23 protein-coding genes and 1 tRNA gene are annotated in these 25079 nt (G+C 65.6%); 10 read left to right on the top strand and 14 right to left on the bottom strand.

Annotated features, from left to right (window positions below; genetic code table 11):
- Window positions 1-20: 20 nt before the first annotated feature.
- The 11 genes from KA712_07485 to KA712_07435 all read right to left on the bottom strand — a co-directional run bounded on the left by KA712_07485 (window position 21) and on the right by KA712_07435 (window position 10446).
- The gene (locus tag KA712_07485; GenBank protein ID MCG5052787.1) at window positions 21-1049 is read right to left on the bottom strand and encodes an ABC transporter permease; all 1029 of its coding nucleotides are present in this window, start codon (window positions 1047-1049) and stop codon (window positions 21-23) included.
- On the bottom strand, window positions 1046-2602 hold the full coding sequence (locus tag KA712_07480; protein ID MCG5052786.1) for a sugar ABC transporter ATP-binding protein: 1557 nt from the start codon (window positions 2600-2602) through the stop codon (window positions 1046-1048). The genes KA712_07485 and KA712_07480 overlap by 4 nt, the downstream gene beginning before the upstream one ends.
- A 16-nt stretch (window positions 2603-2618) precedes the next feature.
- Window positions 2619-3653, bottom strand: a complete 1035-nt coding sequence (locus tag KA712_07475; GenBank protein MCG5052785.1) for an ABC transporter permease — start codon at window positions 3651-3653, stop codon at window positions 2619-2621.
- A gap of 58 nt (window positions 3654-3711) precedes the next feature.
- A complete protein-coding gene (locus tag KA712_07470; protein MCG5052784.1) occupies window positions 3712-4794 on the bottom strand; it encodes a sugar ABC transporter substrate-binding protein in 1083 nt (360 codons plus the stop codon).
- Between the two features lie 6 nt (window positions 4795-4800).
- The gene (locus tag KA712_07465; GenBank protein MCG5052783.1) at window positions 4801-5652 is read right to left on the bottom strand and encodes a semialdehyde dehydrogenase; all 852 of its coding nucleotides are present in this window, start codon (window positions 5650-5652) and stop codon (window positions 4801-4803) included.
- A gap of 44 nt (window positions 5653-5696) precedes the next feature.
- Entirely contained in the window at window positions 5697-7091 is a 1395-nt protein-coding gene (locus KA712_07460; protein ID MCG5052782.1) for a four-carbon acid sugar kinase family protein, read from the bottom strand.
- Window positions 7092-7114: 23 nt separating this feature from the next.
- Window positions 7115-8416 carry a ribulose-bisphosphate carboxylase large subunit family protein gene (locus KA712_07455; GenBank protein MCG5052781.1) on the bottom strand — a complete coding sequence of 434 codons (1302 nt, stop codon included), beginning with the start codon at window positions 8414-8416 and terminating at the stop codon, window positions 7115-7117.
- Between the two features lie 70 nt (window positions 8417-8486).
- Window positions 8487-9524, bottom strand: coding sequence for a Gfo/Idh/MocA family oxidoreductase (locus KA712_07450; GenBank protein ID MCG5052780.1), 1038 nt, complete (start codon window positions 9522-9524; stop codon window positions 8487-8489).
- A gap of 121 nt (window positions 9525-9645) precedes the next feature.
- Window positions 9646-9960, bottom strand: coding sequence for a (2Fe-2S)-binding protein (locus tag KA712_07445; GenBank protein ID MCG5052779.1), 315 nt, complete (start codon window positions 9958-9960; stop codon window positions 9646-9648).
- Between the two features lie 82 nt (window positions 9961-10042).
- Window positions 10043-10315: a gamma-glutamylcyclotransferase gene (locus KA712_07440; protein MCG5052778.1), complete on the bottom strand. Its 273-nt coding sequence runs from the start codon at window positions 10313-10315 to the stop codon at window positions 10043-10045.
- Window positions 10309-10446: a gamma-glutamylcyclotransferase gene (locus KA712_07435; GenBank protein MCG5052777.1), complete on the bottom strand. Its 138-nt coding sequence runs from the start codon at window positions 10444-10446 to the stop codon at window positions 10309-10311. Before KA712_07435 ends, KA712_07440 begins: the two co-directional genes overlap by 7 nt.
- 18 nt (window positions 10447-10464) lie before the next feature.
- On the opposite strand from KA712_07435, the gene KA712_07430 reads away from it, so the two are divergent.
- From KA712_07430 to KA712_07405, 6 genes are read left to right on the top strand one after another with little or no spacing between them, the layout of a single operon-like run.
- Window positions 10465-11103, top strand: coding sequence for a NapC/NirT family cytochrome c (locus KA712_07430; protein ID MCG5052776.1), 639 nt, complete (start codon window positions 10465-10467; stop codon window positions 11101-11103).
- Window positions 11100-11303 carry a hypothetical protein gene (locus tag KA712_07425; protein ID MCG5052775.1) on the top strand — a complete coding sequence of 68 codons (204 nt, stop codon included), beginning with the start codon at window positions 11100-11102 and terminating at the stop codon, window positions 11301-11303. Before KA712_07430 ends, KA712_07425 begins: the two co-directional genes overlap by 4 nt.
- Complete coding sequence (locus KA712_07420; protein ID MCG5052774.1) at window positions 11300-11665, top strand: hypothetical protein; 366 nt, start codon at window positions 11300-11302, stop codon at window positions 11663-11665. Before KA712_07425 ends, KA712_07420 begins: the two co-directional genes overlap by 4 nt.
- Complete coding sequence (locus KA712_07415) at window positions 11652-13874, top strand: hypothetical protein (protein ID MCG5052773.1); 2223 nt, start codon at window positions 11652-11654, stop codon at window positions 13872-13874. The genes KA712_07420 and KA712_07415 overlap by 14 nt, the downstream gene beginning before the upstream one ends.
- On the top strand, window positions 13864-14286 hold the full coding sequence (locus tag KA712_07410; protein ID MCG5052772.1) for a hypothetical protein: 423 nt from the start codon (window positions 13864-13866) through the stop codon (window positions 14284-14286). Before KA712_07415 ends, KA712_07410 begins: the two co-directional genes overlap by 11 nt.
- Window positions 14283-16655: an Ig-like domain-containing protein gene (locus KA712_07405; GenBank protein MCG5052771.1), complete on the top strand. Its 2373-nt coding sequence runs from the start codon at window positions 14283-14285 to the stop codon at window positions 16653-16655. The genes KA712_07410 and KA712_07405 overlap by 4 nt, the downstream gene beginning before the upstream one ends.
- On the opposite strand, the gene KA712_07400 is transcribed toward KA712_07405, so the two are convergent.
- Complete coding sequence (locus tag KA712_07400; protein MCG5052770.1) at window positions 16633-17133, bottom strand: DoxX family protein; 501 nt, start codon at window positions 17131-17133, stop codon at window positions 16633-16635. The genes KA712_07405 and KA712_07400 overlap by 23 nt on opposite strands.
- A gap of 239 nt (window positions 17134-17372) precedes the next feature.
- Here KA712_07400 and KA712_07395 point away from each other — a divergent pair.
- Window positions 17373-17446, top strand: a tRNA-Met gene (locus KA712_07395).
- A gap of 79 nt (window positions 17447-17525) precedes the next feature.
- Here KA712_07395 and katG read toward each other — a convergent pair.
- Window positions 17526-19730, bottom strand: coding sequence for a catalase/peroxidase HPI (gene katG / locus KA712_07390; GenBank protein ID MCG5052769.1), 2205 nt, complete (start codon window positions 19728-19730; stop codon window positions 17526-17528).
- Window positions 19731-19886: 156 nt separating this feature from the next.
- Entirely contained in the window at window positions 19887-20327 is a 441-nt protein-coding gene (locus KA712_07385; protein ID MCG5052768.1) for a VOC family protein, read from the bottom strand.
- Between the two features lie 157 nt (window positions 20328-20484).
- Here KA712_07385 and KA712_07380 point away from each other — a divergent pair, with 157 nt between their 5' ends.
- The 3 genes from KA712_07380 (at window position 20485) to KA712_07370 (ending at window position 24917) form a co-directional block, all read left to right on the top strand.
- Complete coding sequence (locus KA712_07380; protein ID MCG5052767.1) at window positions 20485-21756, top strand: tetratricopeptide repeat protein; 1272 nt, start codon at window positions 20485-20487, stop codon at window positions 21754-21756.
- A gap of 81 nt (window positions 21757-21837) precedes the next feature.
- A complete protein-coding gene (locus KA712_07375) occupies window positions 21838-22647 on the top strand; it encodes a hypothetical protein (GenBank protein ID MCG5052766.1) in 810 nt (269 codons plus the stop codon).
- Window positions 22648-22721: 74 nt separating this feature from the next.
- Window positions 22722-24917, top strand: coding sequence for a prolyl oligopeptidase family serine peptidase (locus KA712_07370; protein MCG5052765.1), 2196 nt, complete (start codon window positions 22722-22724; stop codon window positions 24915-24917).
- Window positions 24918-25079: the final 162 nt, after the last annotated feature.

Below are 25079 nucleotides of genomic sequence, written 5' to 3'. Positions count from 1 at the left end.
AGGTGTCCGCTGACATGACCTCACCGCGGCTTTGGGAGCCCCAAGGGGCGGATCTTGCGGAGACTTTGCTTCGCTCGCTCGAGGTTGCGAAGGCTGTCGATCGCCACGGCCACGAAGATGATGCCGGCCGTGAACAGAGGGTACAGATAAGGGTCGACGTTGAGGATCACGAGACCGGTTTCGACGGTCTGAATGAGAAGCGCACCAACGACGGTGCCTGGAAACACCTGGCCGCGTCCGCCAAACAGGCTCGTACCGCCCAGGACGGCGGCAGCAATCATGGCCAGCTCGCGCTGGCTCCCCATGGTGGGCGAGACCACTCCCACCCGCGCGATCGTCACGAAGCCCGCCAGCCCCGCGCACACAGCGCTCACGAGGAACACGGAGGCGCGTATCCGCTGCACGGGTAACCCTGCCTTGCGCGCGCCCTCGGCGTCTTGCCCTACGGCATAGAGTTGCCGCCCATAGGGCGTCGAGGACAGCGTGTAGTGCCCGAGGGCCACGACGACGAGCGCCGCGACGAGGGGGAGCGGCAGCCCCACCACCCGCGTGGTACCCACGGCCAGCAACGACTCCGGGAGATTCATCGCTCGGGTCTGCGTGATGTAAAGCCCGAGACCCCGCCCGATGTAGAGCGTTGCCAGCGTGACGATGAAGGCCGCCACCCGAAGCTTCACGACCACCAGCGCGTTGAGCAGCCCGTAGACGAGCGCCACCCCCACAGCCGCCCCCAGTGCCACCCCTGCTGAATGCCCGCCAAGGACGAGCTTGCCCGCGGGAACCGCAGCCAGGAACATCATCGACCCCACGGACAGATCAATCTGTGCAGCCAGAAGAACGAAGGTCATGCCCACCGCCCCCATGAGCAAGACCGAGGACTGAACCAGGATGTTCTCCAGGTTCTCGAAAGCAAAGAAGCGCGGCGCAAGCACACCAAAGACCGTAAACACGAGCCCAAGAAGCACGAGGGAGGCGTGGTTGAGCAGAACGTTGCGGAGACGAGTTCGTCCTCCGAGGGCCTGCGTGGGAAAGGCAGGGGGCGCGGTCACGAGAGCCCTCCGCCGAAGGCCTGACGCAAGATCTCCTCACGCTGAAAAGACTCTTTACGAAACTCGCCGGTGACCGTGCCCTTGTGCATGACCACGATCCGATCGCACATCCCGATGAGCTCCTCGAGCTCCGACGAAATCATCAGCACCCCCGCACCCCGACCCACCAGGTGATTGATGAGTGCGTAGATCTCGCTCTTCGCTCCCACGTCGACGCCACGGGTCGGCTCGTCCAGGATGAACACATCGGGCTCGGTGAGCAACCACTTTGCCAAGACGACCTTTTGTTGATTGCCGCCCGAAAGGGTCTTCACGGCTGCTCCCTCTAGCTTGCTTGCCGGAATCCCCACCGCGAGCGCAATCGCATCCACCTCTGCGGCAAGCGCGGCTCCGTCCAGAAGCCCCGCACGCGCCGAAAAGCGCGGAAGAGCAGCCAAGCTGACGTTCTCGCGCACGTCAGCGTCCATGAGAAGTCCCTCATCACGGCGGTTCTCCGTGAGGAAGCCCATGCCGCGCGCAATGCAGGCCGCGGGACTGCGGTGGCCGAAGGGCGCTCCGGACAGAACGACCTGCCCCAGGGCGGCGGGTTCCAGGCCGAACAGAATGCGTGCCAGCTCCGAGCGTCCTGCCCCCATCAAGCCGGCGATCCCCAACACCTCTCCCCGGCGGAGGGTAAAGCTGATGCCGTCGACGACACCCGGTTGTGCCAGGTCCTTCACCTCCAACACCGGCTCGTCCGTGGGCGTCGTCCCGCGGTGCGGAAAGAGCTGCTCCAGTTTCCGCCCCACCATCAGCGACACCATCCGATCGAGCGGGTACGCCTCGCGTGGGCCCTGCCCCACCACCTCACCGTCTCTCAACACCACGACGTCCTCGCATAGCCGCCTCACGTCCTCGAGCGCATGCGAAATGAAAATCACGGAGCGCCCCTCCCGCTTGAGTCTTTCGATGAGGCCGAAGAGCCGCTCACATTCCCTGGCGGTCAGCGACGTGGTGGGCTCGTCGAAGATGACGATGCGGGCGTCGAAGGCCAGGGCCTTGGCGATCTCCACCAGCTGCCGCTCGCCAGGACAAAGCGTGTCGACCCGCGCATCGGGCGACACGTCGAGATCGACGGACGCCAGCAAAGTCCGCGTCAGCGCCGCGTTCCGCCTTCGGTCGATAGGCGCCAAAAGGCGTGCCCAGGGCGGCACCCGCTTCGCGTGAGGAAACCCCGTGAGAAAGATGTTCTCGGCGATCGACAAATTCGGGAACAAGTTCAATTCTTGGTGGATGAACGCGATCCCGTGGGCCCGCGCCTCCGTGGGGCTCTTGGGCACATACGGGGTCCCGCACACGCTCAGGCGGCCCCCATCGGGCTGCGTGACGCCCCCGAGGATGTTCATCAGGGTCGACTTCCCTGCGCCGTTCTCACCGATCAGGCCGAGAGCACGGCCCGGCGCGAGCGAGAAGCTGACACCCGCCAGCACACGGACGCCGAAGTAACTCTTGGTGACGTCCTGGCACTGCAGAACCAAGCTCTCACCCGCGTGACTTTCGAGGGGTCCCGTCATGGCCGCTCCGTTGAACCTACGCGGCCACGCGTCGCGCGCGCGTTGCATCGAGAACCGCCGCCATGAGAATGACCACGCCCTTCGTCATGAGCACGGCGAAGCTGGAGAAGCCAAGGATGTCGAGGCTGTTGTCGATGAGCGTGATGAACAATACGCCACACAGCACGCCCGCCACGCTGCCCTTCCCCCCAAACAGGCTCACGCCTCCCATCACGGCCGCGCCGACGACGTCGAGAAAGATGCGTTGGCCCAGCACCGGTGAGCCCGTCTCGAGCCGCCCCGTGTAGAGCAAGGCACCCACGGCGGTGAAGCCTCCACACAGGACGTACGCCAAGACGATCGTCCTGTGCACAGGCACACCCGAGACGCGGGCCGTCTTCGGGTTTCGGCCCACGGCGAAGAGCCAACGCCCAAGAAGCGTTCGAAACAGGAGGACGTGGGCGAAAACGCCAAGCGGCACGACTAGCAGAGCGGCGTAAGGCACACCACCCAGCTCCTCCTGCGACAACACGGCCAGCACCGCGGGAAGGCCATAGATGCCAGTGCCTCGCGTGCCGAAGACGGCGGCACCCGACAGAGCCATCATCGTCGACAACGTGACCATGAAGGGCGGCATGGTGAGCTTCGTAACCGCCAGTCCGTTGATCAAACCCACGGCGGCACCCAGGCCCACCATCACCAGGGAGCCGACAAGGAGCGCCGCCGCGCCTGTCCACCCCGGCAGGGCCATGACGGCAGCACCCGCCACCGAGGCGGCGGCGATAATCGCGGTCACGGATAGGTCGATCCCCTTCGTGATCAAGACGAAGGTCTGTCCGAGCGTGACTGCGAGCAAAGGAAGCATATTCGACAGGATCAGCTTGAGGTTCTCGATGTTCGCCAGATCGGGCGCCACGGGCAACAACAGAACGAAATAGAGGACCGCCAGCATCAACACTAAACCTGCCGAGCCAAGGCCCGAGGGCCTTCGCGGGCGCGCGCCCGTACCTTCGTTGGCGGGCGGCGCCGCCGTCGCAGGCACCAGAAGCGGACCATTTGAGTATGCGGGCATCACTCACACTCCTTACACGCACGCGAAACACTTCCGAGGAGCCTTCCTCGGGGAAAGCTCAACTCGAGGGCTTGACCACTTTCGATACGGCCGCGCCCCACATGCGGGGCCCCAAGGTGCCCAAGTTCCCCTGGTGAACCACGAGCCCCGGATCGAGCACGACGGGCGCGACGGCTCGGCCGGCGCGCGCGCCCAGCAGGGCGTCTACGACCAACTGACTTTGGTAGAATACGTCTTGTACGCCGTCGACGTCGAGGTAGCCAGCCCTCAAGAGCGCGTAGGCCGTGGCGTCTCCATCGAAGGCGCCGAGGATGACATGGTGGTCAGAGCCTACCTTTTCCCATTTGCCAGCGGCCTTCAACGCCGACATGACCGAGGGCAAGAGAAAATCCGACGAGGTGAAGACGAAGCTGATGTTCGGGTGGGCTTGCAAACCGTTGGTCACCCCGGCCAGCGCCTTTTCCTGATTCCACTCAGAGGGCACGCGGCTCACCACCTCCACCCTGTCGTGGCAAGCCTCGACGGCGCTCAGAAAGCCGTCTCGTCGCCCGATGGCGTTGAAGTCTCCGAGGTCGCCCATCACCAGGAGCGCCTCGTGCTTGCGCTTGCCTTCCGGGGGCTTCACCTGACGCGCCAGCTCGCACATGTGCAGGACCGTGTCGCGTGTGATGCTGAAATTGTCCACGCCCACCGTGATCGACTTGGCCTTGCTGGGCGCGGGCGGGCGGTTGTACAGCACCACCGGTATGCCGGCACGGTTGGCCGCCTTGACCATGGGGATCACCGTGTGGGCGTCCTTGGGAGCGATGATGATCCCGTCTACCCTCCGCGCAACGAAGGTCTTGACTTGCTCGAGCTGGCGGTTGGCGTCTCCGTCGGCGATCGCCTCGAGCATGCGAATGTTTCGTCGCTCGAGCTCGGCCTTCATGATCTCGAAGCTGGCCACCCAGTATTCGGTCTGCAAGGTCTCGAAGGCCACGCCCACGGTGAGCCGATCGTCCTTTTTTCGGCAGCCGCACACCCCGGTGAGCACGAGCAGGGCCCAAGCGCTGACGAGCCACAGCCCCCAGCGCGCAGACGCACGCGTATCTCCTCGCTTAGAGGGACGACGCACACAACCGGGGAGCGAGTGGTGAGCCATGACGGCTTACTTGTCAGGCGTCGTGATCTCGTCGACCGACTTTCGAATATTGTCGGGATTGAAGACCTGTTCCTTCCAGTCTTCCTTGAAGATCACCTTCTTGGCGTTCTCGATGGCCTTCTTGGCGGCGTCAGAGAAGGGCGCGCTGATCTCGCCGAACACGATCGCCAGCTCGATGTTGATGTGCCCCATGAGGAAGGCCCGTGCGGCGTCCGCAGGAACACCGCGCTTTATCGCCTCGTCCATGGCTTCCTTCATCGCCACCACCAAAGTGGCCGCGCTCGTTTCGGAGAGTGCCGGCTCGAGGATGGCCATCTGCTCTATCGTCACACGGAAACTCTCCATGACGGGCGCATACATCTCACGGGCGATCTTTTCGCCCAGAGCGTAGTGAGCTTCAGGCCCTTGAATCAGCGCGCAGACCACGTTCTGCTTGGCCTTGATGCCCCCGAAGAAGTCGCGACGCGCTTCTGGATCGGTCTCGTCGTTGAAGACAGGCGGATGGCAAGGATGAGCAGCAAAGTAGCTGCAGTCGCTGCGCATCTTCAGCTTGCCTGCGCAGGGCGCCGCGGGATCCAGGGCCATCAGCAGGGCGCCGGGTTTCATGCCCTCTGCCACCACCGGCGAGAGCCGCTCGATGAGCACGTCGGGGATGGCAAGGATCACCACATCGGCCACGCGCAGCGCCTCTTTTTCAGGGGTTGCGACGAGACCCCGCTGGGCAAGATTCGCCACCCCTCGCTCACTCACCTCGACGTACTTCATGTCGTAGCCGTGATTCTTGAGATTGTCGACGATCCGACAACCCATCTTTCCACCCGCGCCCATGAGGGCAATTGTCAGCGTCTCGGTGCTCATTGGTCTCGCTCCTTGTCGCCCCGTCGTGGGCGCATGATTCGTTCTCAGAATGCGCCGTCGCGCACGGCCTCGAAAAAGTCGGTGCGGCCCACCTGGCCTCCCTTGAACAGCAGGTCGAGACCGTCGATCAGGGGATCCGAAGCATGAGCCCGGCACAGCGGCGAACCGGGCGCCGTGGGGCCCACGATCGTGAGGGCCTCTACACCCAGCCGCCGTGCCCCGTGGCCGGACGTATCGCCCCCGGCCACGATCACCCGACGTAACCGGCGCGAGTGAGCGTTCCAGCGCTCCAGCACCGCACGGACGATCAGGCCGAGCTGCTCACCGAGGGCCCGGCCGGGCCCACCCCCGCCGCCGTGCGACGCTCTCCACACGGCCTCGGCCCGGCCGATGCGTTCGTCCTCGGGCCCCCGTGCCGAGTAGAGAAGCGGCGAAGCTCCTCTTTCCAGGATCGCAAGGGCTCCCCGCACCGCGAGCTCACGGGCAGCCTCGGAGTTTGCCCTGTCGAGCAACGAGGCCGCGCCCACGTCGAGACCCTCGAAGCCGCTGCCCTCGGCGAGGGCACGATCGATCTGGGCCTGAGTCACCGGAGAGCAACTCCCCGAGACGACCAGCACCTGGCGCTCCTTGCCAAGAGAGGTCCGCTCACGCGGGGTCTCGGGCACGAGCCCCGCCTGCCGCAGGGCCAACACCAGCGCATACTCCACGCCCGAAGATCCCACCACGAAGGCGTTGCCCCGATGGGCTTCCCGCCAGATCAGCTGGCCCGCCGTCGCGAGGCGCGCGTCGTCGAGCACGTCGAACAGCACCACGTCGGCACGCTCACCCGCCTGCCACGCGTCGAAGCGTTCCTGGACCTCCTGCCAGGAGCCCTCGAGGGCGAGGATATCGAACGACGCCACGCTCTTCGTGCTTTGTGCGCGAAGGTGCCGACGAAGATCGGCTTCGTTCATGGGCGTGACCGGGTGACGGCTCATGGTGGGGTGACGATCGAGCCGAAAGGTCTCTTGCCCGACGGTGGCAAAGTGAGTGCCGAAAAGCGTGTAGCGACGCAAGGCAGGCGCCCCCACCAGGAGCGGCACCCTCTCTGCCTGAAACACCCGCATGCCAACGTCGATGGCGCGTCCGATGCTACCCACGTGCGGCGCCGAGTCGAAGGTCGAGCAAACCTTGTAGTGACACAACGGCGCGCCCAGGGCGCGAAGGGCTCGAAACGCGGGTTCGAGTACGCTTTCCATCTCGTCGGGCGGCAGCGCCCGCGTCATGCCTGCCACGCCCACGGCCTGCACGCCCGGGAAGTGCGCAAGATCTCGGGGCGTGGGCGGGTCGAGGAAGAGCACCGTACTCACACCTGCCAAGGCGAGCGCTTCCATCGAGTCCGTCGACCCGGTGTTGTCGTCACCAAAGAACGTGAGCAGCAGGTTGGACGTGTCCGACATGGCTGAGTGAGCGTCAGGAGGTCTCAGGCACCGGCGACCGCGTAGAGCTTCAGCGCCTGCGCGAGCTCGACGTGCGTTTTTGCGTAGTCTTCCAGGGAGATGCCTTGAATCGCGGCCTCCCAACCTTGCTGCACGCTGACGACTCCCGCCGCGATGCCGCCCGGGTGAGCGAAGATCCCGCCTCCACAGACGTACATCACATCCGTGGTCCCCAGCGCCGCGTACGTATCGGGCGCCTGGCCGGCCCACTGCGCTGACGAGAGCACGGGCATCACGGTGTAGCCTGAAGGCCCGTAATCCATGAACGCCTTGCTGCCAAACATACCGGTGAGACAGCCCCGGGCGCTTCTGAGCACCGACTCGTCGGGCTCCCAGAACTTGTTCCGAAGACCGTTGCAGTGAAGGTGATCCACGCCGGCCAGGCGATAGAGCTTTTGGTAGGCGCTGTACTCCATGCCCAAGGCAGGCGAGCGGGTCAACATACCCCAACCGTTGCGGTGTCCGTGGATCGGCAGGGCGGTATGCCGGCGCAGATGTGCCAGCGCGGGAAGCCCCACGCTGTTCATGCTGAGCATCACACAGGTGCCCCCCGCGGCCACCACGGTGTCGTGGTGCCGGCGCATCTCATCGACCTCGTCGGTCAAGTTGAAGGCGTACATCACCTTTTTGCCGGTACGGTCGGCGTGCTCGTTGATGACCCTCATGACGGCCTTGACTCGTTCGTCGAAGGGCGAGTGCGGACCGTTGGCCTGCAGCTCGTCATCCTTGATGAAGTCCAAGCCGGCCTCGGCCAGGATGCGCACCGTGTCCGCCGTGGCAGCCGGCGTGAGCCCCACGCTGGGTTTGATGATCGTGCCAATGATTGGCCGGTTCTGGACGCCGGCGAGCTTGCGCGTTCCAGGCACGCCGAATTGAGGTCCCGGGTACGCCTCGGCGAAGGCGGGCGGCAGATCCAGATCGAGCAGCTTCAGGCCCGAAAAGGGGCTGAGCTCGAAAAGGTTACCCATCACCGTGGCCACCAGGTTCGGCAGCGAGGGCCCCATGTTCGACAGCGGGAACGAGAGCACCACGCGGGCACGGCGGTAGACCGGAGGCCCGCCTGATCCCGAAGGTGCCTTCGAGCCCGGAAGGCTCGGCCCGGGCGCGGGCTCGAGCTCTTCGAGCGACACGACACGCGCGGCGTGCTTCTCACGCAGCTCGTCCGTCTCACCCGGGACGCGAATGAACGTGCCGGTCGACTGCTCGCCCGCCATGACCTGCACGGCTTTTTCGAGCGGCTGCGGAGTTTCGATGAGGTAGGTGGCTTCTATGCGAGGTTCTGACATGAAGAATGGCCTTCGCCGCGAGCAGCGCATTTTCTATGGGTGCAGGCAAGCCCCTGCTGGGGAGCCCGGGTTATGCCCGCCCGGCCGCGAGGCGAAGCGCCTCACGTCGGTGAGCCGAATCGACGGCGGCAAACACCAGCCGCAGAGTTTCCAAGTTGTCTTCTCCGGTGGTCTCCGCCTGCCCCCGGCCCGTCAAGGCGCCGAGCAGGTTCTCGTTGCACGGCACGATGCTGGAAAGAACCACGGCGTACGCAGGGTCGGCCCAGGGGTAGCGCGGAGGCGGATGCCGGGTGAGCTTCGTGCCCTCTTTGGTGGTCAATCGGAGCGTACAATCAGGCGCGAGCTCCACCGAACCCTTCGTCCCCTCCACGAACACGAGCGGCTGCGGAAACGCCTCTCGTTCGACCGGCGTACCGGCATACGCCATGTGACAGACCACGGTCGCGCCGGACGTCATGCTCAAGGTCACCGTGGCCACGTCCTCGCCGGCGATGTCGGTGTGGATGCGTTGGGTCTGGCAATAGAGCCGCTCGGCCTCGCCGAACAAAAAGCGGGCCACGTCGAGAATGTGCGTGCCGATATCCATCAGGATGAAGGGATCCATCGACTTGAGGGCGGGCTGGTTATCGAAGACCGGAAAGCCCGAGATGAAGTCGATGCGGCTGCGAAACGGTGTTCCGATTGCCCCGGCGTTCAGCAGCCCGGCAAGAGCACGGAGGGGCGCTTGCCAACGAAAGTTCTCGTGCACGAAAAAGGGCACACCGGCCCGCTTGGCCTTGCGGACCAAAGTCTCCGCCTGCTCGAGGGTCTCGGTCATGGGTTTTTGACAGATGACGGCCATGCCGTGGTCGAGGGCAAGGTCGACCAGCGGGTAGTGGCTTGGCACCGCGCTGACGATGTCGACGAAATCCAGCCGCTCGCGGGCGAGCAGCTCGGCGGGATCAGCGTATACGTTCGGGATCTCCAATCGCTTCGCGAGCGCCTCGGCCTTGGCGCGCGTGGGGTTGCACAGGGCCACGCACGTGTTGTCCGGAAGTTCTCGCCACGCCGCCAACTGGAACGGGGCCCAGAACCCCGCACCGAAGGTCGCGAATCGTAAGGTGCTCATGCCGTGTGTCCTGATGCGTCACGCACGTGGCCACGTCGCCACGGCTTCGGTATAACAAAAAATCACACATTGCAACACAGGGTTTCACCGCGGCGGACGCGCTCCCGCCCGTACCGCCCTTTCAGCGGCTCTTCCCTGGGGGCCGGGCCTCCGCCAACCGCGTCTCGACGGCGGCGTCGCCCAGCACCCGGGTTTGGCAGGACAGTCTCTCCTTCGTCAGGAAGTAGACGTTGCCAAGATGACGGCTCTCGGTCTCTGTGAACGCCGTCAGGTTGGCCTCGCCCTCCCGCACACGCACACGACACAGGCCGCAGGTGCCCCGGCCCACGCAGGCGGTGCTGATAGGAACGCCCGCCCTGCGCCCAGCGTCAAAGACACTCTCACCCTCGGAGCAGTCGACGACGAGGTTGAGAGGAAGGAACGTGAGACGAGGCATGTGGCGAGGCTGTCGAAGCTACCGGCCAAACCTGCCTCCGTCTAGGAGAGAGGGGGCCTGCTGTCGCACAGGCTCGCTCGGCTCACGGCTTGTGCCCTCCCGGCAGGTCCACCGCTCGGTGCCTCTCGCCTGCTTCGTCTCGCCGGCGCCAACAGCCGGAGGCCATCACCGGCAGCCCCCGCGCCTGCTCAGGTCGCAAGAGATAAGCCTGCACCACGTCCCCTGCCAGCGTTTGGATGAAGCTGCGTCGATACACGTGCGGATGCTCCTCGAAAGCGTCGAGCTTCGCCAAGAGCAAGGACTCGACCGCATAGAGCTCTCCCGCCACTCGGCCCGCGCCCCTGGCAGCTACCATGCCGGGGGCCCGAGGTCCACGAGCGCGTATCCCGAGCCCGACAAGTTTTCGCCCAGGAAGTGGGCGCCGCGCAACATGTGCGCATTCGACTCGCCTCGCATGAGCGAGCCATAGACAAAGAGCGGCCTCACGGGTGGCAAGTCCTTTGCATGACGCGCCCGCCGGGGCTTCTCATGGCACAGACGATCGTAATCGGGGCGCTGGCGTTGGCGTTGGGTTTGGCGGTGTTTTTATTCATCGGCGTCCCGTCGTTTCTTCAGGCCCACTGGGGCAAGCTGGCGCTGCTCGCGGGCGGCGTGATCCTGCCCGTGATGGTGACCACGGGCTCCGTCGCGGTGGGAATCAACGAGTCCAGCCGGACCCGCTTCTGCCTCGATTGTCACGAAATGCAGGACCACGGCAAGAGCCTCTTCGTGGACAACCCCCGGGCGCTGGCGGCCGTGCACTACCAAAACCGCCTGATCGATCGCGACCGCGTCTGTTACGACTGCCACAAAGACTACGCTCTCTTCGGTGACGTGCACGCGAAACTCAACGGCCTTCGTCACGTGTGGGTGCACTACTTCGGAACCGTTCCCAAGACGTTCGCGCTTTACCAGCCCTATCCGAACTCCAACTGCCTCCACTGTCACGAGGACAGTCGTCATTTCGTCGAATCGGAGCCTCACCAGCCGGTGATGAAACCCATCCTGTCGAACGAGATGTCGTGCCTCCGCTGCCACAACGTGGCGCACGACATGGACGCGGTCAGGGCGAACGACTTCTGGCAAGCGAAGACGGGAACATGAGCATCAGCAAAGAACGACGGGTTCGCAGAGGGTTGGGCTTGACGGGGGCCGGCCTGCTGCTGCAATTGGGTGCCCTGGTCTACTGGACCCCCATCACCTTCGTCGTGGCGGTATCTTTAGGGGTACCTCTCGTGTTGGCGGGCGCGGCAATCTTTTTGTCGGTGGTGTGGCGCGATCTGAAGGAGAAGGGGGCGGTATGAGACGAAGACTTGCGGGCCCACGGGCTGCGGGTGCGTTGCGCGTCCGTGCGGTCAAGGGCGGGATCGTTCTTGTCGGGGTCGCGGGGGGAGCCTTGTTGGCGTTTGCGCTCCCGGCCACCCTGCGCATCCCGAAAGCCAAACCACATCCCCCGGGCACGCCCCAGCCGAGCGCCCTCTTTTCCCACCGCGGGCACAACCAATTTCAGTGTTACGTGTGCCACCCCTCCCTCTTCCCCCAAATGCCCCTCGCCTTCACCCACGAAGACATGAACCAGGGACGCGCCTGCGGTGCGTGCCATGACGGAAAGGCCGCCCAGGCCGTCACCTCACTCAAATGCGAGGCATGCCATGTCCCCGAGTGAGCGTATGAAGTCGCTGCTCGTCACCCTCAGCATGACCGCGCTGGCGGCTATGGGCACACCTGCTTTCGCGCAAGGCAAGGTGGAGCGCAAGCGCGACGAACTCCTCGACAAGCTCGGCCTCGACAAGGCGAAGAGCCCTCCCAAGCCCCAGCCGACAGAAGAAGCAGAGTCATCCGAGGCACCGCAGCCAAGCCCCTCGGCCCAAGACACCCCTTCTCCCCTCCCCGCGTCGGCGCAAGCCCCTGCGGAGCCCGGCACCGCGACAAAACCGCAGGTGCCTTCGTTCCGGCGCCAGATTCACCCCTGGTTGCTGAAGTCGTGCAAGGCGTGCCATCAAGCCGGCGGCCCCGCGGGGACAACGAAGCTGGTGCTCTCCGGAGCGGCCGCACGTGATCACGTCGCCGTCGCCGGTCTCGTGAACAACGAAAATCCCGCGCGCAGCGCACTCGTCCAGGAAGCCACCGGGAAGAACCATGGGGGCGGGGCAATCGCGAAGGCGTCCTCGCCCGAGATCCGTCGTCTCATCGCCTGGATCACCGCAGGCGCGCCCGCCAGCGACGAGCAGGCCGCGCGTGTGCCCGCCCCCGCGGTCCCGTCCCCTTCGGAGCCGGCGAAGCGCCGTCCCCGTAAACCACGGGACTCGTCCGCACCCCATCTTCCTCCTGAGGCCGAAGCCGAAGGCGAAGCGGCACCCGAAGCAACGCCGCTTGGCACCGAAGAGCAGGCGGTCACCGACCTCGTGGCTCCCAAACCCGATGCGCCCCCCGCCGAAGCGGCCAAACCCGAAGGCGTGGCCTACAGCGTGACCGTGCATGCTCATCTGCAGAAGAGCTGCGCTTCGTGCCATGGGCCGGGCGGGTTCGCGGCTGGCACCAGGCTTCGCCTGACCGGCAACGAAGAACGAGACTACGCCACGGCCCGCGCGCTGGTCGAACCGGGGCATCCCGAACGCAGCCTTCTGCTGGACAAGGCCGCGGGCGCCGCGCATCCCCCCGTCCTTTCCAAAGCCAGTGACGGCTACCGAGCCTTGGCGGGATGGATCGCAGCCGGAGCCCAGGGGCCTTTCACTGCCGCGCCCCCCGAAGCCGCGCCCACCCTGAGCGAAGCACCTTTGGGACCGCTTCCGTCCGCCCCCCCCGCCGATCTGCCGCCACCACTTGCGACGAGCCCTGCCGCACCCGCCCACGCCGGCGGGCCCCATCACGGGCCTCACGGTGTCCACGGGGGCGTGGGCTTGCCGCTCGGCATGCGCCTCAACGGGCGCTTCGACATGAACTTCGAGCGCCGGGCGACGAGCAACCACCCATTCTCCTCGGGCAACAGCGCCTTTCAGAACTACCACCACTTCCTCTTCCTGAGTCGGGGCGATGGCCCCGATCCGGTCTCCTTCACGGTGGAGCTCGTTGATCTGCTCTTCTGGGAAGCCGCGTTCAGGCTTTCGCCCCGGGAGGCCAGCTGGGGCCTGAGGCTCAAGATGGGCAAGCTGCTGGTGCCCTTCGGCGCCGAGCCTCTCTTTCACCAAAGCTACGGCGGGCTCCAAGGCTTCGACCAGCGTGTGCTGCCCGTGGTCTTCACCCAGCACGGCTTCGGGCTTCAGTACACGGCGACGGTGAAGGAGGTTGCCGTCATGGCCGACCTCTACGCCGTGCGCGGCTACGGGCTGCGGCAGCAAGAGGGCATCTTGAATCTGCAGAACGACTTTTCCCCCACCGACGACGCTCAGCCCGCCTTCGGGCTCCGGGCCAGTGTCTCGTGGCGCGCCTTGAACGGACACTACTCGTTGCTCGGCAACCGGCTCGGGTACGACCGCACGTTGGTCATGCAAGCCCTCGACCTGAACACCTGGCGTTGGCGAGGTGTGCCCGTGCTCGAGCGGTTCACGTTCGGCCTCGGCTTCCTCCGTGCCGACGTCTCGGGCGGCGGCGCCGGAAGCGACTACTACCATTTCGCCAGCTACTACGTGGCGCGGTTTTACTTGAGCGACACCCTCTACTTTCAATACAGACAGGGTCTGCGCACGTTCAACAACCGCCGCGGCTTCATTCAAGACGACACCCGGTTCACCGAGGCGGATGGCTCTACCCACAACGTGGGTCTCGTATGGCGCACCCACGGTTTGACGGTGGGCGCGTTCCAGTTTTGGCAAATGGAGAAGGCAAACGAAGTCCGCGACGACTTCTTCCGCTTCGTGGTGGCCTATGAATTTTAAACTCCGATCAACTCTTTGGACCCTGCTCGTGGTCATGGGCGGATGCGCCGATTTCGAGCGCGGCGACGACGCCCCCCTTCCCGAGGCGCCGGCCGCGCCAGACGCCGCGGCGACGGAGGGCGGCCGCGCGGCGGCGTCCTTCGAGACGGACATCCTCCCCCTACTGACCGAGGGGTGCGCCGGTTGTCATTCCTCGGGGGGACAGGCCGCGAACACCACCTTGCTTTACACCGGGACGGCCAGCGCCGATCTGGCGGCGAGCCTACCCTACGTCAACCAAAACGACCCCACAGCCAGTCGGCTCGTGACGAAAGCGCTCGGGCGTGGGCACGGAGGCGGCATGGTGTGGGCCTCCGGGTCTACCGAAGTCAGCCTCGTCGTCGCATGGATTCAAGAAGGAGCAAAACCGTGATCCTCAGGGCAACCGAAGTGACGAAGATGATGAAGCACGCGGGCCCCCGGGTCCAAGCGCTGATGGTGGTGTTGGTGATGGCACTCTCCCCGGCTTGTGCCGAATTGGAGAAGGAAAAACTGCCCCTGGTGGTGACCCAGGGGCCGCACCAGGTCCTGGTGGCCGGAGCGATCACGCTTTCGGCCTCCACCGAGAACGCCGCTGACACGGGCTACACCTTCACCAGCAGCAACCCGGCCATCGCGGCGGTCATTCCCCAGGGGATCGTGACGGGTGTGGCGCCCGGCGAAGCCCTGATCACCGTGACGGGCGTGCCGAGCGGCGCGACCGCCACACACCCCGTGGTCGTGGTGGCGCCCACGGTCGAGCCGGTTGCCCCCGATACCAGCGCCGTCCCCTACTTCGACAAGTGGAAAACCTCGGCGCACGCCGACGTCACGGCTGAAGCCTTCGTGCACTGGAACGCCGACGGCGCCGTTCCGTCCTCCTGCGCGCGCTGCCACAGCAGTGAAGGCTTCATCGATTACATCGGCGGCGATGGCACCGTACCGTTTCAGGTCGACAAGCCCGCGCCCATCATGTCGGTCGTGACCTGCAAGACCTGCCACAACGAGGCGGCAGACCAACTGACCCAGGTGACATTCCCCTCCGGCGTCACGGTGAGCGGGCTCGGACCCGAAGCGCGTTGCATGACTTGCCATCAAGGGCGTGCTTCAGGGCAAGACGTGCAAGCGGCGATCGCGAAGGCGAACCTGGCCACCGAAGACACAGTGAGCGACAAGCTCGGCTTTTTGAACATCCACTACTACCCCGCCGCCGCCACGCTCTATGCGGGCGTGGCCAAGGGAGGGTTTCAGTACGAAGGCCAAGCCTACGACGTACGCTTCCGCCATGTAGAGGGCTACGACACCTGCATCGGATGCCACGATGCGCACGCGCTCGAGATCAAATACAACGAATGCGTGCAATGCCACGCGGAGGCCAAGGATCTGGCCGGCGTTCAGGCCATTCGGATGTACTCGTCCCAGGGTCGCGACTATGACGGTGACGGCAACGTGGCCGAGGGTCTGGCCTCCGAGCTCTTCGGCTTGCGCGACAAGCTTCTGGCCGCCATCCAGGCTTACGCGCGGGAAAAGACGGTGCCCACCTGCTACCAGGCGGCTAGCTACCCCTACTGGTTCAAGGACACGAACAACGATGGGCTTTGTGGGGCAGACGAAGCAAGCCCCGCAAACGGCTTCAAGGCCTGGACGCCGCGTTTGCTCAAGGCGGCCTACAACTACCAAATGGCGTCCCAAGATCCTGGGGCCTTTGCTCACAACGCGAAGTACATCATCGAGCTCATGCACGATAGCGTTCAGGATCTCAACGGCGCCATCGTGCTGAAGATCGACATGAGCAAGTCCGTCCGCAACGACCTCGGCCACTTCAACGGGTCGAGCGAAGCCGCCCGCAACTGGGACGAAAACGACGAAGTAACGGCCAGCTGTTCCCGCTGCCATGGCGGTGCCGAGGGCTTCCGCTTTTTCACCCAGTACGGCGTGGGCAAGCAGGTGCAGGAGACGGCCAATGGGCTCGAATGTTCGGCTTGTCACACCAGCTTCGGCAGCACCTGGGACGTGCTCGAAGTGGCTTCGGTCACGTACCCGAGCGGCGTGGTGCGCAAAGATCCGGGCAACGATAACCTCTGTTCCGGCTGCCACAGCGGCCGCGCAGCCAAGCCCGCGGTCGATGCCACGCTCAAGACCAGCAGCCCGCGCTTCATCAACCCCCACTACCTGCCCGCCGCAGCCACGAAGCTGGGCAGCGAGGTCAAGGGGGGCTATGAATACGAGGGCAAAGCGTACGCGGGGCCGCTCACACACATGGGCGGGGTCCAGTGCACGAGCTGCCACGATCCGATCGCGAGCCAGCACAGCTTCCTCGTCGAGGACGCGTTCGAGGCCCGCTGTCGCAACTGTCACGCCGATGCGCTCGGCAAGGCCGAGAACATTCGGCTCACCCACCTCGGCGACTACGACGGCGACGGCAACGCCAAAGAGACACTGCGGGCTGAGCTTGAGGGCCTGGCCGCGCAGCTCCTGGCCGCGATGCAAGCCGCTGCAACCCCGAAGATCTGCTACGGCACCAACGCGTTCCCCTACTGGTTCATCGACACGAACGGAAACGGAAGCTGTGAGCCTGCCGAGACGACCTCGGCCAACGGCTACAAGCCCTGGTCGCCCGCCCTGCTGAAGGCCGCCTACAACTACCAGCTCCACCATGTGGAGCCCGGCGTGTGGGCGCACAACTTCAGCTACATGGGCCAGCTGCTTTACGACAGCATCGAGGACGTGGGCGGTAACGTTACTGGGCTTTCGCGGCCATAGCGCGGGCGGGGGCCTCGCTGCCTGCGGGGCCCCGCAGGGCGCTCCAGCGCACGATGAGCGCGTCGAGCGCCAGCGCGCCGGCGCCGGACACCAGCAACCACACGAGCCCTGCCAGGTACACGGTTTCGGCAAGGGTCAAAAAGCCCGCCAGGCCCTCGAACTCTTTCCACTGGGCGGTGGCGATGGCAACCACCATCGTGCCAGAGAGAAGGAGCGACGCGAGGCGCGTGGCGAGCCCCAGCACCAGGGCTCCGCCTCCCACGAGCTCGACCACGCCCACGAACGCCGCCTGCAGGCCCGGCGCCGGGATACCCAGGCTCTCGAAGAAGCTCGTCACGCCCGCGAGGTTGTGGAGCTTGCCCCACCCGGACTGGGCGAAAAGCACACCGAGACAGAGCCTCACGGCAAGCGGGCCGAGGGGTTCGGCACGTCGAAGCAGATGAAGTGCCTTTCGATAGGTCTGGGCGAGCGCGTTCATGGGGAAATCCTTCTTCGGTGGGGGACAACATGCGCCGCTCCCGGGTCATGCCGTGGGGCGGAGGCGAACAGGGGGGTATTCGCGAACTTCGGCATTCGGTAACGGGTGACAGCTCGATTTCTCCTGTGTGCGAGCCCCGTTTCGCCTCGGTTAATTTTCCTCCCACAAAGCCCTTGACCCGACGTTCCCGATGGCCTAAATACCGACACCTCGGCGGCGCAAGCCAAAGAGACTCCTGATGCGGGGTGGAGCAGCCTGGTAGCTCGTCGGGCTCATAACCCGAAGGTCGTCAGTTCAAATCTGGCCCCCGCTACAAAAGACCGCGGCGTTCACGTTGAGCGCCGCGGTTTTGTTTTTTGGGCCACGCGGCGGCAGTCCCCCGCGATGTCAGCTCAGTCGTGCGTCGCAGGAACGCCTACGACCGTGACGCCGCCGAATCGGTCGAGGTTCATCACCTTGTCGAAGGCCGCAACGAAGTCGCGCACGAACCGCTCCTGGGAGTCGTCGCTGGCGTAGACCTCCGCGATGGCCCGCAGCTGCGCGTTCGAGCCAAACACCAGGTCAACGCGGCTCGCGGTCCACCTGAGCGCCCCCGTCTTCCGGTCGCGGCCCTCGAACACGTCCTGCGCTGCCGATCGCGCCGACCACACGACCCCCATGTCGAGCAAATTCACGAAGAAGTCTTGGGACAGAACGCCGGGCCTGTCCGTGAACACACCGTGCGGGAGCCCCCCCACGTTGGCCCCCAGCACGCGCAGGCCACCCACCAGCACCGTCATTTCGGGCGCCGTGAGGTTCAAGAGCTGGGCTTTGTCCACCAGCAGAGCCTCGGCGGGCGCGGTGTGCTTGCCATCGCTGTAGTTCCGAAACCCGTCGGCCACGGGCGCGAGCACGGCCATGGCCTCAACGTCGGTTTGCTCTTGCGAGGCATCCGCACGCCCCGGCGAAAATGGCACGGTGACGTGCACACCGGCGTGCCTCGCCGCCTCTTCCACGGCGGCGCAGCCGCCCAGCACGATGAGATCGGCCAGCGAGACCTTTTTGCCATCGGTCTGCGCAGCGTTCCACGCCTGCTGGATGCCGCCCAGCACCTCCAGCACTGAACGCAGCCCCTCGGGCTCGTTGGCTTCCCAATCCCGCTGCGGCGCAAGCCGAAGCCGCGCACCATTGGCCCCCCCGCGCTTGTCCGAACCGCGGAACGTCGAGGCTGAAGCCCAGGCGGTCCGCACGAGCTGCGCGACTGACAGCCCCGAACCAAGCAGCTTGGCCTTGAGCGCCGCCACGTCGGCCGCGTCCGGAAGCGGGTGGTCGACCGCCGGAAGGGGGTCTTGCCACAACAGCTCTTCCGCTGGCACCTCGGGCCCAAGGTAACGGGCGCGGGGCCCCATGTCCCTGTGGGTCAGCTTGAACCACGCCCGCGCGAACGCATCCGCGAACGCGCCGGGGTGTGCGAGGAAACGCCGCGAGATGACTTCGTACGCGGGATCGAAACGCAGCGCCAGATCGGTGGTGAGCATGGTGGGCACGCGCTTTTTGCTCGGATCATGCGCATCGGGAATCGAGGACTCGGCACCCTTCGCCACCCACTGGTGCGCGCCGGCGGGGCTCTTCGAGAGTTCCCACTCGTAAGAAAAGAGGTTCTCGAAGAAGTGGTTGCTCCACTTCGTGGGCGTTTGCGTCCAGGTGACCTCGAGCCCACTCGTGATGGCATCTCCCGCTTTGCCCGTGCCAAAGCTGCTCTTCCAGCCCAAGCCCTGCTCCTCGAGGCCTGCCGCCTCAGGGGCGGGGCCCACGTGCCCGGCATCACCCGCGCCATGCGTCTTGCCAAAGGTGTGCCCACCGGCGATGAGCGCCACGGTCTCCTCGTCATTCATGGCCATGCGCGCGAAGGTCTCGCGAATGTCTCGCGCGGCCGCCACGGGATCGGGCGTGCCGTTCGGGCCTTCGGGGTTCACGTAGATGAGGCCCATCTGCACGGCGGCCAGGGGGCTTTCGAGGTTGCGATCGTCAGTGTGGCGGTTGTCCTCGAGCCACGCCTTTTCGGAGCCCCAGTACACGTCTTGATCAGGCTCCCACACGTCGGGACGGCCGCCGCCAAAGCCAAAGGTCTGAAAGCCCATGGTCTCGAGCGCCACGTTGCCAGCCAGGATCATGAGATCCGCCCACGAGATCTTTTGGCCGTATTTCTGCTTGATCGGCCACAGCAACCGGCGCGCTTTGTCGAGGTTGCCGTTGTCCGGCCAGCTGCCGAGCGGGGCGAAGCGCTGCTGACCGCGCCCCCCACCGCCCCGCCCGTCGAAGGTGCGGTACGTGCCGGCGCTGTGCCAGGCCATGCGCACGAAGAGCGGCCCGTAATGGCCGAAATCCGCGGGCCAAAAGTCCTGCGAGTCGGTCATCACGGCGGCAAGATCTTTTTTGAGCGCCGCGAAGTCGAGGCTGGCGAACGCGGCCGCGTAATCGAATCCGTCGCCCAGGGGGTTCGACTTGGACGAGTGCTGGGCGAGCACCTCGAGGCGCAGCTGATGAGGCCACCAGTCGCGGTTGGACGTTCCGCCCCCGGCGGACTGGTGAAACGGACACTTGGATGGGGTCGACATGGGCTTTCTCCTGCGTTGGAATCCCCCACCGGCGTCGAGGCGGAAGAGGTTGGGAATGAGAAAACCCTAAGCCCGGGGGCGGCCATGCGGCAAATCGAATGATTTTATGCATGTGATAGCCCACAGCTATCACGCGAAACCAGCGCCTCAGACGAGCTACCCCTCCATCAGCTGCGTATACCGCCGCTGCATCTCTTCGGGTGCGAGCTCCTCGAGGCTGTGTCCCAGCATCCACTCGTGGCCGAAGGGATCACGAACGGTGCCAGAACGCTCACCGTAAAAGTGGTCTTGCGCCGCGCGCACCAAAGTGGCCCCTGCGGCCACCGCACGTGCAATGACCGCATCGGCGTCGTCCACGTGCAGATGAATCGAAAAACTCGTACCGCCGAGCGACTCCGGCCCCCGCAGATTCAACTCGGGATACTCCTCGGAAAGCATCAACGTGGTGCCTCCGAGGTCCAGCTCTGCGTGGCCTACCCGCCCCGATGGCTCGACCAGGCGAAACTTTTCCTTCGCGTCGAACGCGCGCTCATAAAACGATATGGCCTCCGCAGCTCTGCGCACGCGGAGGTAGGGAAACACTTCGTGAACCTTCATCGCAAGCTCCTTGTCATGTTCGGGTTTCAGTGTGGCGCCGCCCCACCCCGTCGTCTTGAAGAATCGTGACCTGTCCCCTACGGACAACGCGCGGCATGTGAAAGCTGCCCCTCGCGGGCACCCGCTCTCGTGTTCTGGTGGTACGTTTGCATCCCCGTTGACCGCTCGACGAACCAAGGCCGGTGGCCCCAAAAAGCGCCCGACGCGCTACGCACCCCCCCACGACACGCCGCTCGATCTCGCCGAGGCGCTGCGCGCCCACCGCAAAGGCCGCGTCGCCGAGGCTGTTGCGCGTTACCGGGAACGGCTGGCCCGGAACCCCACCTGCCTCGACAGCCACATGAATCTGGCCACCGCCCTCGTGCGCCTCGGCCGCGCCCGCGAGGCCCGCTTGGCCTTCGCCCGCGCGCTCGCCCTGGCGCCGCAGGACCCCCGGGTGCACCGGGACGCGGGCATCGGGTTCGCCTCCCTCGGCGCCCTCGGTGAAGCCCGCACGGCGCTTGCCACGGCGTTTGACCTCGATCCGGGCAGCCTGGGCGCCCCCCTCGCCCTCGCCCGCCTCCTCGCCGAGCAAGGCCACAAGCGCGCGGCGCTCGATCTGCTCGCGCAGGCAAGCGCTGTCGATCCCACCAACGCCTCGGTGCAGCTCGAGCGCCACCGCGTGCTCTTCGACGATCGTGCCCTCGGCCCCGCGATCGAGGCCGCGCACCGGGCCGTGGACCTGGATCCGCATTACGCCCTCGCACGCTTTTTTCTGGCGGGGGCCCTGGGGCGTGAGGGGCAACGCGCAGCCATGCAGGACGCGCTCGGCCCCCCGGGACTCGTGGCCGAAGGCCTCGTGGACGCGCTCATGTTCGCGCTCGAAGAGCGCACGGAGCGGCCTCGACATTTCGCCACCAAGCGCGACACGTTCACCTTTGCACTGGGACAGACCGACCTGCCGGGCCCCCTCCTCGAGTTCGGCGTGCGCCACGGGATATCCACCCGCATCCTGGCCGAAGACGAAAACGTCACGGTCCACGCCTTCGATTCGTTTTGGGGCCTTCCGCAAGGCTGGCAGGGCCACGGCCCTGGCGCTTTCAGCACCGACGGTGAACTTCCGGACGTGCCCGCGAATGTTCGTCTTCACGTCGGCAGCTTCGAGGACACCCTGCCCCCCTTCGCGGCGCGGCTGCCGGAACCGCCCCGCCTCGTGCACATCGACGCCGATCTCTACGAGAGCGCGCGGACGGTCTTGCACCACCTTGGGCCCCACCTGACCACGGGATGCGTGCTGGTTTTTGACGAGCTCATCGGCAACGCCTCGTGGCGCCAGGACGAGTACCGGGCGTTCACAGACGCCGCGCAGGCGTTCGGATGGACTTTTCGAACACTGGCGCTCTCCTGGATCACGGGGCAAGGGGTGTTTGCGCTCGGCGAAAACGCATAACAGGTATTCCAGATACACATTTGATGCTATTCTGCCGACATCGGGGGCAACACCCCGCGCTGCATGACCCGGAGGTCGATCATGTTCCGTTCTTCCGCGCGCATTCCATCGCTTTTCGTCGCCTTTGCGCTCATCGGCTTCGGCCCCGGGGCCCTCTCGGGATGCGGTGAGACGGCAGAGCCCGAGCCCCTACCCCCCGAAGAGCCACTGCCCCCCACACCCGAATCGCCCCCTGCCCCCGAGGCGCCTCCCCCCTCGCGCTGCAGAGCCCCCGAGGGTGTGGACGACAACCCCGCCACGATCGCGGGTACGGTCACGCTCATCAACGCCCTTTTGGCGCAGCAGGAAGGACAGGCGCTGACCCTCCCCTGCTTCCTCGAATCGCTCGCGCGGCCCCTGCGTCTGAACGGCACCCTGAGCCGCATCAGCGCCCAGCCTGCCGACGGCCCCGCGAACCCGCGTTTGTTTTTGCTCACCCGGGACATGTGGCTCTCCGTCGTGCCAGACGGCTCCGGTAGCCCTTTTCTCGAGCTCGGTCAGCTCACGGCCGCGGACCGATCCATCAAGGCGGAGATCGAGTTCCCCATACACCAGCCGCTCACCGACGCCTCGCCCTTCGAACGCCTGCCCTTCGGCAACGTGACCACCTGCGGCCTCTGTCATGCCAACGAAGAACCCGTGCTGGGCATCCCGCACGCGATGGCGTCGCGGGCCCTGCGCCCGGCCCCGAACACCATGGTCCCTCTCGAAAAAATTCGCGCGCAGCACGAAAGCTGCGACGACGCCACGACGCCCGCGCGGTGCGAGATCTACACGGGTGTGTTCGGTCACGGTGACGTGCAGGACGAACCGTTCCCCCAAGAGATGCCCACGATCTTCCGCAGGGACTGATCTCTTCGGCCTGCGCCTCCGCGCACCAGACGCTCCGCCTTGCCCGCCTCCAGTGGCCGACTAGGATCGTGAGCATGTTCTTCCGGCCTCCCCCCGCGCCCCTTCGCGGGGGCCTGCGCCCCCCGGCGCTTCCCCTGACCCTCATCCTTGCCACCACGCTCACCCAGGGCTGCAAGCTCACGGGATCGGACAAAGGTGCGGGCCCGGTGGCCGCGCAGGCCGTAAACTCAGCTTCGATGTTGGATCCCCATTCGGACGAAACCTACGCGTGGCTCGAAGAGATCGAAAGCGAACGCGCTCTCGCATGGGCGCGGGCCCACAACGCCGCCTCGGAGGGCGTGCTCTCGCAAGACCCCGCCTTCGCGCCGCTCGCGCAGAAGCTCTTCGCGATCTACTCCGCAAAGGACAAAATCCCGGGCGTTCAACAAATGGGCCCCTGGCTCTACAATTTCTGGGTGGACGCCGCGCGGCCCCGGGGCTTGTGGCGGCGCACCACCTGGAGCGAGTACAGGAAGGCTGACCCCGCGTGGGAGCCGGTGCTCGACGTGCAGGCCCTGGGCGAGGCCGAGAAGGAAAGTTGGGTGTATGGCGGGGCCATGGCACTTCACCCTCACTACAAGAAGTGCTTGATCTCTTTATCGCGTGGAGGCGGCGACGCCGACGTCGTGCGAGAGTTCGATCTTACGACGAAGGCCTTCGTACCTGGAGGCTTCGTTGTGCCCGAAGCCAAGACCAGCGTGTCGTGGAAAGACGAAGATACGATTTACGTGGGCACGGACTTCGGCGCCGGCAGCCTCACGACCTCCGGTTACCCACGGGTGATCAAGGAATGGCGTCGGGGCACGCCGCTTTCCGAGGCGCGCGAAGTGTTCTCCGTGAGCGCCTCCGACGTCTCGGCCAGCGGGGGGCGCGTCTTCGATCATGACCGCGTTTATGACCTCTTCACGCGCCGCATCGACTTCGAGCGTTCGAAGTCGTTTTTGTTGCGAGACGGCCGCCTGCGCGAGATCCCCAAACCCGACGACGCGGACTTCGGCCTGTGGGACGGGCACGCCTTGCTGCGCCCTCGGTCCCCCCTCTCGCAGGGCGGCCACACCTACCCGGCAGGCGCGCTCCTCATCGCAGACCTCGAAGCCTTGCTCGAAGGGCGGCATGCCTTCCAGGCCCTGTTCACCCCGACCGCCAACGCCTCCCTCGACGATTGGACAGGCACGAAGACCCACATCATCGTCACCACGCTGGTCGACGTCAAAACCGCCGTGACCGTGTTTTCGAAGGGACCTGCCGGCACGTTCGAGGGGCGGACGTTGAAGGCTGACGTGCCCGGGTCGCTCTCCGTTTCGCCGGTCGCGCCCCACGACAGCGACGAGGCCTGGCTTGGCCACAGCGACTTTCTCACACCCTCCTCGCTCTCGCTGTGGCCGGTGAGCCAGGACGAGCGCGAAGTCCTCAAGCGCCTGCCCGCGCGCTTCGATGCCACGGGTCTCGTGGCCACCCAACACTTCGCCACCTCACGGGACGGCACGAAGGTGCCCTATTTCCAGGTGGCGAAGGCCAAGGCCGAGGGGCCGGCCCCCACCCTCATCAGCGCCTATGGGGGCTTCGAGATCTCCCGGCTGCCCGGCTACAACGCCACCGTGGGGGCCGCGTGGCTCGAGCGCGGTGGGGTCTTCGTGCTGGCAAACTTGCGCGGAGGCGGCGAGTACGGTCCCGCGTGGCACGAGGCGGCCATGCGTGAAAAAAGGCAAAACGCTTATGACGACATGATCGCGGTGGCCGAGGACCTCGTCGCCCGCAAGGTCACCACCTCCAAGCAGCTGGGCATCACGGGTGGCAGCAATGGGGGCTTGCTCACCAGTGTGATGCTCACCCAGCGGCCGGACCTGTTTGGCGCCGTCGTGAGCGCCGTACCGCTGGCCGACATGAGGCGGTTTCACAAGCTGCTCGCCGGAGCCTCGTGGATGAGCGAGTACGGCAATCCCGACGACCCCGCCGACTGGGCCTTTCTCAGCCGCTACTCACCGTTCCACAACCTTAGGCCGGCCGGCGCGGTGACCTACCCGCCCGTGCTTTACACGACCTCCACCCGAGACGATCGCGTGCACCCGGCTCACGCCCGCAAAATGGTGGCGCGCCTCGAGGCGCTGGGACACGCGCCCCTTTACTTCGAGAACATCGAAGGCGGCCACGGCGGCGCCGCCGACATCCGTCAGGCAGCGCACGTGATGGCTCTGGAATACGTATTTCTGGCCCGCACCCTGGGTCTTTAGCCCTTTTTTTCGCCTCGATGCGGCCGGGGAACGAGTGCACATCGGCGCCCTCTTTTCCGCATTTTCATAAATAAATTCAAGGCATTACGGAGACTTGCCACAGCCGCCTCCGCACGGAGCCGCGCAATTCGATCGGCAGATCCTCGTCTAAAGATTCCCGCA

Source organism: Myxococcales bacterium (genome assembly GCA_022184915.1).
GTDB lineage: Bacteria > Myxococcota_A > Polyangia > Fen-1088 > Fen-1088 > JAGTJU01.
This window is presented reverse-complemented; position numbering and strand designations above follow the sequence as displayed.

Coding starts and splice junctions, on each gene's coding strand:
- KA712_07370 (MCG5052765.1), top strand. CDS start 22,722: ATGTTCTTCCGGCCTCCCCCCGCGCCCCTTCGCGGGGGCCTGCGCCCC.
- KA712_07450 (MCG5052780.1), bottom strand. CDS start 9,524: ATGAGCACCTTACGATTCGCGACCTTCGGTGCGGGGTTCTGGGCCCCG.
- KA712_07460 (MCG5052782.1), bottom strand. CDS start 7,091: ATGTCGGACACGTCCAACCTGCTGCTCACGTTCTTTGGTGACGACAAC.
- KA712_07470 (MCG5052784.1), bottom strand. CDS start 4,794: ATGGCTCACCACTCGCTCCCCGGTTGTGTGCGTCGTCCCTCTAAGCGA.
- KA712_07425 (MCG5052775.1), top strand. CDS start 11,100: ATGAGCATCAGCAAAGAACGACGGGTTCGCAGAGGGTTGGGCTTGACG.
- KA712_07465 (MCG5052783.1), bottom strand. CDS start 5,652: ATGAGCACCGAGACGCTGACAATTGCCCTCATGGGCGCGGGTGGAAAG.
- KA712_07445 (MCG5052779.1), bottom strand. CDS start 9,960: ATGCCTCGTCTCACGTTCCTTCCTCTCAACCTCGTCGTCGACTGCTCC.
- KA712_07430 (MCG5052776.1), top strand. CDS start 10,465: ATGACGCGCCCGCCGGGGCTTCTCATGGCACAGACGATCGTAATCGGG.
- KA712_07475 (MCG5052785.1), bottom strand. CDS start 3,653: ATGCCCGCATACTCAAATGGTCCGCTTCTGGTGCCTGCGACGGCGGCG.
- KA712_07480 (MCG5052786.1), bottom strand. CDS start 2,602: ATGACGGGACCCCTCGAAAGTCACGCGGGTGAGAGCTTGGTTCTGCAG.
- KA712_07415 (MCG5052773.1), top strand. CDS start 11,652: ATGTCCCCGAGTGAGCGTATGAAGTCGCTGCTCGTCACCCTCAGCATG.
- KA712_07440 (MCG5052778.1), bottom strand. CDS start 10,315: ATGGTAGCTGCCAGGGGCGCGGGCCGAGTGGCGGGAGAGCTCTATGCG.
- KA712_07455 (MCG5052781.1), bottom strand. CDS start 8,416: ATGTCAGAACCTCGCATAGAAGCCACCTACCTCATCGAAACTCCGCAG.
- KA712_07400 (MCG5052770.1), bottom strand. CDS start 17,133: ATGAACGCGCTCGCCCAGACCTATCGAAAGGCACTTCATCTGCTTCGA.
- KA712_07410 (MCG5052772.1), top strand. CDS start 13,864: ATGAATTTTAAACTCCGATCAACTCTTTGGACCCTGCTCGTGGTCATG.
- KA712_07420 (MCG5052774.1), top strand. CDS start 11,300: ATGAGACGAAGACTTGCGGGCCCACGGGCTGCGGGTGCGTTGCGCGTC.
- KA712_07385 (MCG5052768.1), bottom strand. CDS start 20,327: ATGAAGGTTCACGAAGTGTTTCCCTACCTCCGCGTGCGCAGAGCTGCG.
- KA712_07375 (MCG5052766.1), top strand. CDS start 21,838: ATGTTCCGTTCTTCCGCGCGCATTCCATCGCTTTTCGTCGCCTTTGCG.
- katG (MCG5052769.1), bottom strand. CDS start 19,730: ATGTCGACCCCATCCAAGTGTCCGTTTCACCAGTCCGCCGGGGGCGGA.